The sequence below is a fragment of the Mesorhizobium sp. genome (genome assembly GCF_004962245.1).
GTDB lineage: Bacteria > Pseudomonadota > Alphaproteobacteria > Rhizobiales > Rhizobiaceae > Mesorhizobium.
The window spans coordinates 17,285-27,778 of the sequence record NZ_SUHQ01000046.1 but is presented as its reverse complement, the minus strand read 5'-3'; the positions used below and the strand labels follow the sequence as shown (position 1 = coordinate 27,778).

The 10,494-nt window shown below is 62.2% G+C and carries 7 protein-coding genes; 5 read left to right on the top strand and 2 right to left on the bottom strand.

All coding sequences use genetic code 11. The features are described 5' to 3' along the window. The first annotated feature begins 339 nt into the window (after positions 1 to 339). A complete protein-coding gene (locus E5X88_RS31145; RefSeq protein ID WP_292167984.1) occupies positions 340 to 1,335 on the top strand; it encodes a zinc-dependent alcohol dehydrogenase family protein in 996 nt (331 codons plus the stop codon). A 102-nt stretch (positions 1,336 to 1,437) separates the two neighbouring features. On the opposite strand, the gene E5X88_RS31140 is transcribed toward E5X88_RS31145, so the two are convergent. After that, a complete protein-coding gene (locus tag E5X88_RS31140) occupies positions 1,438 to 1,773 on the bottom strand; it encodes a metalloregulator ArsR/SmtB family transcription factor (RefSeq protein WP_292167982.1) in 336 nt (111 codons plus the stop codon). A gap of 231 nt (positions 1,774 to 2,004) precedes the next feature. On the opposite strand from E5X88_RS31140, the gene E5X88_RS31135 reads away from it, so the two are divergent. The 4 genes from E5X88_RS31135 (at position 2,005) to E5X88_RS31120 (ending at position 7,828) form a co-directional block, all read left to right on the top strand. Then, a complete protein-coding gene (locus tag E5X88_RS31135; protein ID WP_292167979.1) occupies positions 2,005 to 3,306 on the top strand; it encodes an FAD/NAD(P)-binding oxidoreductase in 1,302 nt (433 codons plus the stop codon). Positions 3,307 to 3,460: 154 nt separating this feature from the next. Continuing rightward, on the top strand, positions 3,461 to 3,661 hold the full coding sequence (locus E5X88_RS31130; protein ID WP_127211497.1) for a DUF2892 domain-containing protein: 201 nt from the start codon (positions 3,461 to 3,463) through the stop codon (positions 3,659 to 3,661). A gap of 10 nt (positions 3,662 to 3,671) precedes the next feature. Continuing rightward, positions 3,672 to 4,634, top strand: a complete 963-nt coding sequence (locus tag E5X88_RS31125; RefSeq protein ID WP_292167977.1) for an efflux RND transporter periplasmic adaptor subunit — start codon at positions 3,672 to 3,674, stop codon at positions 4,632 to 4,634. After that, positions 4,631 to 7,828: an efflux RND transporter permease subunit gene (locus tag E5X88_RS31120; RefSeq protein ID WP_292167970.1), complete on the top strand. Its 3,198-nt coding sequence runs from the start codon at positions 4,631 to 4,633 to the stop codon at positions 7,826 to 7,828. The genes E5X88_RS31125 and E5X88_RS31120 overlap by 4 nt, the downstream gene beginning before the upstream one ends. Positions 7,829 to 8,225: 397 nt before the next feature. On the opposite strand, the gene E5X88_RS31115 is transcribed toward E5X88_RS31120, so the two are convergent. Further along, entirely contained in the window at positions 8,226 to 10,211 is a 1,986-nt protein-coding gene (locus E5X88_RS31115; RefSeq protein ID WP_292167968.1) for a multicopper oxidase family protein, read from the bottom strand. Between the last annotated feature and the right edge of the window lie 283 nt (positions 10,212 to 10,494).

Sequence of the window (10,494 nt, the reverse complement as noted above, 5' to 3'; positions counted from 1 at the left end):
GCGGCTCGCGAAATTCGGTTATGTCCCTACGGGAAACTACCTAGACGTCGGCCGGGCGGCCCCGCGGCCGCTGACATCGGCAGGGTGATATCTGTCGCCTTCGGCAAATAGATGCGCGGTAGGCCCAGCGGTTCAGGATCATGCGAAATGGGGTTTTGACTCAAGACAAGGAAGGCAATCGAATTTCGGGCGAGACGTCGCCTTCGCAAGAAGCGTTTGGCGATTGGCTCGCATGCCAGGCGCATCGTCAAAGACCGCATGACGATTGCCTGGTAACGTGTCGGACGTCAAAGGGAGGAGGATCGTGATCCGCTTCCGTTTGCAGTGGTGGGAAGCGTCATGAAAGCGATGGTGCTCGAAAGCGTCGGTACCCCTTTGAAGCCGGTCGACAGGCCTGATCCCGTACCCGGGGCTGGTGAGATCAGGCTGAAGGTCGAGGCATGCGCGGTCTGTCGGACCGATCTGCATGTCGTCGACGGTGATCTGCTTCACCCAAAACTGCCGCTCATCCCAGGTCATGAAATCGTCGGCATCATCGATTTGGTTGGTGAAGGCGTCGCGCGGTCCCGGCTCGGTCGGAGAGTAGGGGTGCCCTGGCTTGGGCACACTTGCGGCTGCTGTCACTATTGCGCCGCAGGCAGTGAAAACCTCTGCGATCAGCCGCTGTTCACCGGCTATACACGCGATGGCGGCTTCGCCAGCCATGTTGTGGCCGATCAACATTTCGCCTTCGATCTGGATGCAGACGCCGATCCCATATCGCTGGCACCGCTGCTTTGCGCCGGCCTCATCGGCTGGCGGTGCCTGAAAACAGCCGGCAACGGCAAGCTGCTCGGAATCTATGGCTTCGGCGCTGCCGCGCATATCGTCGCCCAGGTCGCGATCTGGCAAGGTCGTGAGATTTTCGCGTTCACGCGTCCAGGCGATAGAGAAGCTCAGGAATTTGCACGATCGCTCGGCGCGAAGTGGGCCGGCGGCTCGGACGAACGTCCAGCCGAGCTGCTCGACGTTGCGATCATCTTCGCTCCTGTCGGCGATCTGGTGCCGACTGCGCTGCGTGCCGTGCGCAAAGGCGGCCGGGTGGTGTGCGGTGGCATTCACATGAGCGACATTCCGGCGATGCCCTATGAATTGCTTTGGGGGGAACGGGACTTGGTGTCGGTTGCAAACCTTACACGCCGCGACGCGGAAGAATTCTTTCCCATTGCCAAGCGTGCGCAGGTTCGCACGCACACAAAGGCCTATCCGCTGGAACAGGCCAATCAGGCGTTGGATGATCTGCGCGCCGGCAGACTCCAAGGCGCCGCGGTCCTGGTCCCGTCATCGGGCATCTAATGCATGTCACCCAAGAGGAAAAAGCTGGGCGGTCCGCACTCTCCGAAATCTGGTCATGCCTTCGGCATCGACCCCACCGAGATCATCGGCGAAAGCGCGAAGCTACAGTGACCTGATCCTCGCCGTCCTCGTCTGCGGATCGCAATAGATGCCGTAGAGCGTTTGCAGGATGCGCTCGACCTCGACCGAAGCCAGCCGATAGTAAACCTGCTGGGCGTCGCGACGGGTATCGACCAGCTTCAGCGCCCGCAGCTTCGCCAATTGCTGCGAGAGCGCCGACTGGTTCATCGCGACCAGTTCCGCCAGTTCGTTGACGCTCGTCTCGCCTTCCAGCAGATGGCACAGGATCATCAGGCGCTTCTCGTTGGCCATCGCCGCAAGCAGTTCGGACGCCTCGCGCGCCATCTTGTCCAGTTCAACGATTTTCTTATTGCGCATATGAACACATTATCATATTAATAGTTTCAAATAATATTAGTCCGGCACTGGCGGCTGTCAAGCCGACGCATCGAAACCGCTGCAAATCGGGGCCGTATACCGGCGGGTCGATTGATCCGCATCAAGGCGCGGCCAGCAACGACGACGAAGAATTAAACAACTTCGGACCGCTGCCGTCGGGGGCGTGGCTCTGCGAGCGACGCCGCACAAGCGCACAAGGAGGAAAAGAGCATGGCGCAAGTAGTCGTCTTGGGTGCCGGACTGGGAGGCACCATCATGGCCTATGAGCTTCGCGACGAACTGGCGAAGGAACATAAGGTTTCGGTCATCAACAACGGCAGCCACTACTCGTTCGTGCCATCCAATCCCTGGGTTGCCGTCGGCTGGCGCGAGAAGGAGGCGGTCGAAGTCGACCTCGCTCCCGTCTTGGCGCGCCGCGGCATTGCGTTTCATCCGCAAGGAGCCAGGCGCATTCACCCGGGCGAGCGCGCCATCGAACTCAATGACGGGGGCAGGGTATCATACGACTATCTGGTGATCGCGACAGGCCCCGAACTCGCTTTCGACGAGATCGATGGCCTCGGCCCGGAGCACAACACGCAATCGGTCTGCAATATCGATCACGCCCTCAAGGCCAGGGCGACCTTCGACGCGCTCGTTGCCAAGCCAGGCCCGGTCGTCATCGGTGCGGTCCAGGGCGCTTCATGCTTCGGGCCGGCTTACGAATTCACCTTCATCCTCGACAAGGCGCTGCGTGACGCCAAAGTGCGCGATCGCGTTCCCATGACCTTCGTCACCTCGGAACCCTATATCGGCCATCTCGGCCTCGACGGTGTCGGCGACACCAAGGGCCTGCTCGAGAGCGAGATGCGCCAGCACCACATCAAGTGGATATGCAACGCAAAGGTCGACAAGGTCGAGCCGGGCAAGATGTTCGTGTCGGAGATCGCCGAAGACGGTTCGGTCAAGCAGGCGCACGAACTGCCGCATGTCTATGCGATGATGCTGCCGGCATTCCGGGGCGTAGAGGCGGTGCGCGGCATCGAAGGCCTCACCAACCCGCGCGGCTTCATCCTCGTCGACAAGCACCAGCGCAACCCTGCCTTCCCCGAGATATTCGCGGTTGGCGTCTGCGTCGCCATCCCGCCGGTCGGCAAGACGCCGGTTCCGGTGGGCGTCCCGAAAACCGGCTTCATGATCGAATCCATGGTCACGGCGACGGTCCGCAACATTGGCCGGCTGGTGAAGGGGATGGAACCCGACGCACAGGGAACATGGAACGCGGTCTGCCTCGCCGATTTCGGCGATTCCGGCGTCGCTTTCGTGGCGCAGCCGCAAATTCCACCGCGTAACGTCAACTGGTCGTCCTCCGGCAAATGGGTGCACACCGCCAAGGTCGGTTTCGAGAAGTATTTCCTCCACAAGATAAGAACCGGGAAGTCCGAGCCCTTCTATGAGCGTCTGGCGCTACAGGTGCTCGGCATCGACAAGCTCAAGGAAATCAAGATCGAGGCGAGGGCGCCCGACGTGTGATCGAGGCCCGGCAGGGGCAGCCGGCCTTTTCCAGACAGCGGGGGGCGGGCCTTGATCGGCCTGCAGCCGCGGACGACGAAATCGAGACTGCCTCTTGCGGGTCAACAATAGTATTCATATATTTAGATATTATCATATACAAATGGAGATGACAATGTCACTTGACCGTTCCGTTCTTGCGTTCGCAGGCTTCATGGTGCTGCTGTCCGTCGCGCTCACCGTCTGGGTTTCGCCGCTGTTTGTCTGGCTGACGGTCTTCGTCGGACTCAACATGCTGCAGTCGGCATTCACCGGCTTCTGCCCGGCGGCAATGATCTTCCGCAAGCTCGGCATCAAGCCGGGATGCGCATTCTAGGGGCAGCAGAATGCGCAAGTTCCTTTTCCTCGGCGCGCTGCTGGCGTGCTCACCGGCCTTGGCCGGCACGCTCACGCTCACACCGACGACGGTGACCGAATGGAAGGCGGTCTATGGCCGGGTCGAGGCCCGCAACACCATCCCGGCGCGTGCGCGGATCGGCGGCCTTATCGTCGATCTGGCCGTCACCGAAGGGGATCTGGTCAAGGCGGGCCAGAAGATCGCGACCGTACAGGACGACAAGATCGCCTTTCAGGTCGCCGCGCTGGACGCCCAGCTTCGCGCCCTGCAGGCGCAGCTGGCAACGGCGCAGTCCGAACTCGCCCGCGGCCAGACGCTGGTGGGTAGGGGAGTCGTGACCGTGCAGCGGGTCGATCAGCTCAGGACCGAAGTCGATGTCGCGCGCAACCAGCTTGCCGCGACCGAGGCGCAGCGCTCGGTGATCGTGCAGCAGGGAGCCGAAGGAGATGTTTTCGCGCCCGGCGACGGACGCGTGCTGAGCGTGCCGGTCACGCGCGGCGCCGTGATCATGGCCGGCGAGGTGGTGGCGACCATCGGCGGTGGCGGCGTGTTCCTGCGGCTGGCCGTTCCGGAGCGGTATGCGGCGACACTGAAGCAGGGCGCCGCCATCCGCATTAATGCCGGCGGCAAGGAGTCTGCCGGCCGCCTCGCCAAGATCTATCCGCAGATCGACAATGGCCGCGTCATCGCCGACGTCGAGGTCGACAATCTCGATACCGATTTCATCGACGCCCGGGTGCTGGTCCAATTGCCGGTGGGTGAACGCTCGGCACTGCTGGTGCCTGCAGGGGCGGTCGAGACCCGTTCGGGGATCGATTTCGTGCGCGTCGCTGGCGCCGGCACGGAGACCGAGCGGGCAGTGGTCACTGGCGAACGGATGGCGGGCGCCGACGGCGACTATGTCGAGATCATGACCGGTCTTGCGCCCGGCGATGTCGTGGTTACCCCATGAAAGGTCCTGCTACCTTTGGTATTGCGGGCGGACTGACCCGGGCGTTCATCGCCTCGCCGCTCACGCCGCTGTTTCTGGTTGCCGCTTTCGCCTTCGGGCTGGTGGCTCTGCTCACGCTGCCGCGCGAGGAAGAGCCGCAGATCTCGGTACCGATGGTCGACATCTTCGTCCGGGCCGATGGCCTGAAGGCCGAGGATGCCGTGAAGCTGGTCACCGAGCCGCTGGAGACGATCGTCAAGGGCATTGACGGCGTCGAGCACGTCTATTCGCAAAGCCGCGACGACCAGGTGATGGTCACCGCGCGGTTCATCGTTGGCACGTCGTCGGACGCCGCGGTGCTGCGCGTCCACGACAAGGTCCGCGCCAATATGGACCGCATTCCCGTCGGCGTGCCCGAGCCGCTCATCGTCGGGCGCGGCATCGACGATGTCGCGATCGTCACGCTGACGCTGTCGCCAAAACCGGAGGCAGCCGGGCGCCTGACGGCAAACGACCTGACCCGTATCGCGCGCGAGCTGCGCACGGAGATCGCCAAGATCGACAATGTCGGGCTGACCTATCTGGTCGGCGACACCGCAGAGATCATCCGCGTCGCGCCGAACCCGGAAAAGCTTGCTCTCCACGGCGTGACGCTGCAGCAGCTTGCGGCAAAGGTTTCCGGCGCGAACAAGGCCTTTCCGGCGGGACGCGTGCGCAACACGGGCGAGCAGATCGACATCGTGGCGGGCGAGACATTGGGCTCGCCGGACCAGATCGGCAATCTGCTGCTTACCTCGCGCGACAACCGCCCCGTCTATGTCCGCGATGTGGCCGACGTCGCCTTCGCGACCGATACCAGCGACGTGCTTGTCTCGACGCTTACAAGGTCGGAGACGGGGGTGACGCGCGTGCCGTCGGTGACCGTCGCCGTCGCCAAACGCGCCGGTTCCAACGCGGTCTCGGTTGCCGAGGCGATCCTGCACCGGGTCGAGATGCTGAAAGGCAGCCTGATCCCCGCCGACCTGTCGGTCGAGGTCACGCGTGACTACGGCGAGACGGCGAACGAGAAGGCCAACGAGCTTCTCTATCATCTCGGGCTGGCGACGATCTCGATCATTGTGCTGGTCTGGATCGCCATTGGCCGGCGCGAGGCCATGGTGGTGGCCATCGTCATTCCCGTCACCATCCTGCTCACGCTGTTTGCTTCCCGCGTCATGGGCTACACGCTGAACCGCGTCTCGCTCTTCGCGCTGATCTTTTCCATCGGCATCCTCGTCGACGATGCGATCGTGGTGATCGAGAACATCTCCCGGCACTGGGCAATGGGCGACGGACGCGATCGACGGCAAGCGGCGATCGAGGCGGTGGCGGAAGTCGGCAACCCGACGATCGTCGCCACGTTGACCGTGGTCGCCGCGCTGCTGCCGATGCTGTTCGTTTCGGGAATGATGGGCCCCTATATGAGCCCGATCCCCGCCAATGCGTCGGCGGCGATGATCTTTTCCTTCTTCGTTGCGGTGATGGTGACGCCGTGGCTGATGCTGAAGTTCGCCGGACGGGCGCCGGTGCATGCCCATGCGGACCAGGCCGGCGGCGGCATGCTGGGCCGCGTCTACACTACCGTCGCCCGGCCCATACTGTCGTCAAAGACGGCGAGCTGGGCATTTCTGCTGGCGATCGGCGTGCTCACGCTTGGCTCGCTGGCCCTGTTCTACACCAAGGATGTCACGGTCAAACTGCTGCCCTTCGACAACAAGTCCGAGCTCGCGGTGACCATCGACCTGCCGGAAGGATCCTCCGTCGAAGCGACCGACGCGGTGGCGCAGGCGGTTGCTGGCAAGGTTCTCGAACTGACAGAGGTACGATCGGCCCAGACGCATGCCGGAACCGCGGCGCCCTTCAACTTCAATGGGCTTGTGCGACACTCCTTCCTGCGCAGCGAGCCGCAGCAGGGCGATGTCGCGCTCAATCTTTCGCCGAAATCGGAACGCGCCCGTTCGAGCCATGATATCGCGCTGGATATTCGCCGGCGCATCGCATCGATCGCTGTTCCCGCCGGCACCAGCCTGAAAGTCGTCGAGCCGCCTCCAGGGCCGCCTGTGATGGCCACGCTGCTGGCCGAGATCTATGGCCCTGACGGCGAGACGCGACGCAAGGTTGCCGCAAAGGTCGAAGCGGCGTTCCGTTCCGTTCCGTTCATCGTCGATGTCGACAATTCCTACGGACAGCCGGCACGCCGGCTGCGCACCACGATTTCCACCGACGATGCCGAGTTCTTCCGCGTCGAGGAAAGCGATGTGTTCGACACGATCGCCATCCTCAACGGTGGCGAGACCGTCGGCTATTCGCATCGCGGTGGCGGCCGCCAGCCGATACCAATCCGCATCGAGCGGCCGAAGGGCGAGAGGACGCTGGACGAGCGTTTCCTGACCACGCCCATACCGGCAAATGTGCTCCCCGGCGACCGCGGCGTGGTCGAGCTTGGGGATGTCGTGCGGGTCGCCGAGGAACGTGCTTCTTTTCTGGTATTCCGCCACAATGGCCGCGCCGCCGAAATGGTGACGGCCGAACTTGCCGGCAGCTTCGAGGCGCCGCTTTACGGAATGCTCGCCGTCAGCCAGGCAATCGACGCGCAGGATTGGACGGGGCTGCAAAAACCTTCGATCGCGCTGCATGGCCAGCCGGAGGACGAAAGCAAGCCGACGCTGCTGTGGGATGGCGAGTGGGAAGTCACCTGGGTGACTTTCCGCGACATGGGCGCGGCATTCGGCGTCGCGTTGCTCGGCATCTACATCCTGGTCGTCGCCCAGTTCGGTTCGTTCAAGGTGCCGCTGGTGATCCTGACGCCGATCCCGCTGACCTTCATCGGCATCCTCGGCGGACACTGGCTGTTCGGCGCGCCGTTCTCGGCCACCTCGATGATAGGGTTTATCGCGCTGGCGGGCATCATCGTGCGCAATTCGATCCTGTTGGTCGACTTCATCCGCCATGCCGCCGCGCCGGACAGGCCCTTGCAAGAGGTATTGATCAAAGCCGGCGCCATCCGGTTCAAGCCGATCCTGCTCACAGCGCTGGCCGCCATGATCGGCGCGGCGGTGATCCTGACCGATCCGATCTTCCAGGGGCTGGCGATTTCGCTGCTGTTCGGCCTTGCGTCCTCGACCTTGCTGACGGTGCTGGTCATCCCGGCAATCTATCGCGTCTTGAGGACGTGACGGCGAGCGCGTTGCCGCTGGCAGGCTCTGTTGGGTGGATTACGAGGGCATTTGAAATCTTGGAGGTGATGTTAAACCAGCGGTTACAATGATCGACCGACATGGGCCCACCGCCTCATTCCGATAGAAGTGATGGTTTCTGGTCTGGCGAGAAGCTTCTGCCAAGCCCCGCATGCAGCATAGTCTGTGCGTAGCTTCACCGCTGATCCCCCGGCGCGAATCTCCTTTCGCACCCAAGGAATCATAAATCGGACCACCTAGGAATCTGGGGACCCGAGTCAGATATCAAGGCCCCCGATATTATTACGCTTACGCCGACGAGCACAGGCAATACGCGGAAACCGGAAGCAAGCGTTGATTCAAAAGGGGGCAAGGTTTGCTTTGTAAATATGCGCCCCTAATGAGGCAGCCGGTCCGGAATCGGGCCGATCGCGTATGGGCGCATCATTTCATTGTCCTCGTGCTCGACGATATGACAGTGCCACACGAAAAGGCCATCAATGTTGAACTGTCCTCTTACCCGGGTGACCTCGCCCGGATAGGCGATCACCGTGTCCTTGAAACCGGTCTCCCAGACATCGGGCGGTCGGGGGTGACCGGTGGGACGGTTGTCCAGACCGAGCGCCTGCCGGTCGATAACCTGGAAATGGATCTCGTGAATATGGATCGGGTGGGCATCTTCAGTCAGGTTGAAAACCTCCCATACTTCTGTTGCGCCCACGGCAGGATTTTCGGTGATGGAGGCGGCCCATTCGAGCTCCGTCGCCCTGCCGCTTGAAGTGTCGAATGTGCCCAGTTCTGCCTCATGCGGACCGTCGAAGAAAGCCGAAGTTCGCTCGATCAGCGCCAATGGCCGCGGCGATCCACCGGCCAGCGGCGTGATCGTCGGGAGCTTCAGAAACTGCGGAGGCGTACTAGGATCCGGGCCGCTCGCAGCTACCACCCGGAATTGCATGACTTGCCCGGTCGTGGCCGAATCGGACTTGGTCAGGGGGAAACCTCCGAACGGTTCGTCTGGCCCTAAGTTGAGCAGGAGGACCGAGGTCCCTGCCGGAATGTTGGTGAAGTCAACAATCACGTCTGCCCTTTCGGCCGGACTCATCACCAGCACTCCGCCGAGGCCACCTACGTTCAGGTCGTTGATCCGGACCGGCGACGGTAGGAATCCTGCCTCGCTGCCGACCTGCCACGCATCAATTTTGGGGTTGTCGAACTTCAGGATAAGGAATCGCGAGTTGCAGCCGTTCAGGAATCGGAACCTGTAGCGCCGCTGGTCCACCGCGAGGAATGGCCAGATCCGTCCGTTGACCACCATCGTGTTGCCGAAAAACTCCGGGTTCCAGATCGGTGATAGGTCGGTGCCGGGGATGTACCCCGGGGCCTCCGCCGTTGCCTGATCGAAGAACGCGCGCGAGCCGGGATAGAAGAGTGAACCATCATTATTGAACGAGCGGTCCTGAATGACGATCGGGATTTCATGATACAAGATGCCCGACGCGTCGCCGAGGGCCGGAGCAGGGCCCGGAAGGATTGCCTTGGTTTCCGATCGCGAGTCGATGACCTCGTCATCAGGGCCTCCCCGCACTAGGTAGAAGCCGGCAGGGCCAGCGTATACGTTGAGCCGTGTCATCCCTAGCGTGTGGTCGTGGTACCAAAGCGTCGCGGCCCGGTGGTCGTTGGGGTACTGGAACACGGCCGAACCCTCAGTCCACGGCTGACCAAACTTCTGTTGGGCCTTGCTCCTGAAGTATTCGTACCACGTGCCTACCTTCGCGTAGCTGGGGTCGATATTCACGGCGTTCGGCAGATACCATGCCTCCGCATAACCGTCGCTCTCGTCGCCCACGCCCGCCGCACCGTGGAGGTGCGTTACGATCGGCACCGGTCCGGTGTAGCGACCGGGCGTGCTGTTGAATGCCGACCGCATGTCCCGGCCATCCGACCCACCCGGAGGGTTGGCCCAGTGGAGTGTTGGGTCCACTGCCAAAAGGTGAGGGAGATATTTCCCGTTCAGATCAACCAGATCGTTGATCCATTTCACCCGGACGGGGAACCGGTGTCGCGCCTCGATCGTGAAAGCCGGATAGTTGAAGGTAGACGGGTGATTTACCGAGCCGTAGCTCCAGACGGTGGTCGCCGGATGCGGTGCGGGGAGGATCTGCTGTTGAAATTGCCTGACCGCGATCTCGTAGTTATCGAAGTTCCCGCCACTTGGCACGTCGGTCTTCGGCATGGCGGGAGGGATGACTAATGGCAACTGATATTTGTTTATATCCGCCGGGTTGAGCGAGCCGCCCGCGATGGCGGCGCGCGCGTCCGGCAAACGCCAGGGCCACGGCAGCGATACGGTCGCAGTTGCCAATAGGCCCGCCTTGAGGAACAAGCGTCGCTGTATCCGCACCTGCTTGCCACCTTATCTGCGGACGCGCCGCCGCTGATTAAGCGTGAACTTAGTGCATACCTACAAGGTCTCTTTGAGTAAGAGAGGCCAAAAATTTGCCCATACTGGCCTATCGGTTGGGGCTAAGCCTGCCACAAAAGCTGATAAAGCGCGACAATAATCTGATACTTGGATGGAATCATAGCGGCCACCACGCCAACGCCAGCACGATGGTGCTCGCAACCGTGAAGGCGATCCAACCACTGGTCATGCCTGCCCCGGCTGG

What these genes read in the sequence shown, in the direction of transcription:
- E5X88_RS31140 (WP_292167982.1), bottom strand. Translation starts at nt 1,773, where the DNA reads ATGCGCAATAAGAAAATCGTTGAACTGGACAAGATGGCGCGCGAGGCG.
- E5X88_RS31125 (WP_292167977.1), top strand. Translation starts at nt 3,672, where the DNA reads ATGCGCAAGTTCCTTTTCCTCGGCGCGCTGCTGGCGTGCTCACCGGCC.
- E5X88_RS31145 (WP_292167984.1), top strand. Translation starts at nt 340, where the DNA reads ATGAAAGCGATGGTGCTCGAAAGCGTCGGTACCCCTTTGAAGCCGGTC.
- E5X88_RS31130 (WP_127211497.1), top strand. Translation starts at nt 3,461, where the DNA reads ATGTCACTTGACCGTTCCGTTCTTGCGTTCGCAGGCTTCATGGTGCTG.
- E5X88_RS31135 (WP_292167979.1), top strand. Translation starts at nt 2,005, where the DNA reads ATGGCGCAAGTAGTCGTCTTGGGTGCCGGACTGGGAGGCACCATCATG.
- E5X88_RS31120 (WP_292167970.1), top strand. Translation starts at nt 4,631, where the DNA reads ATGAAAGGTCCTGCTACCTTTGGTATTGCGGGCGGACTGACCCGGGCG.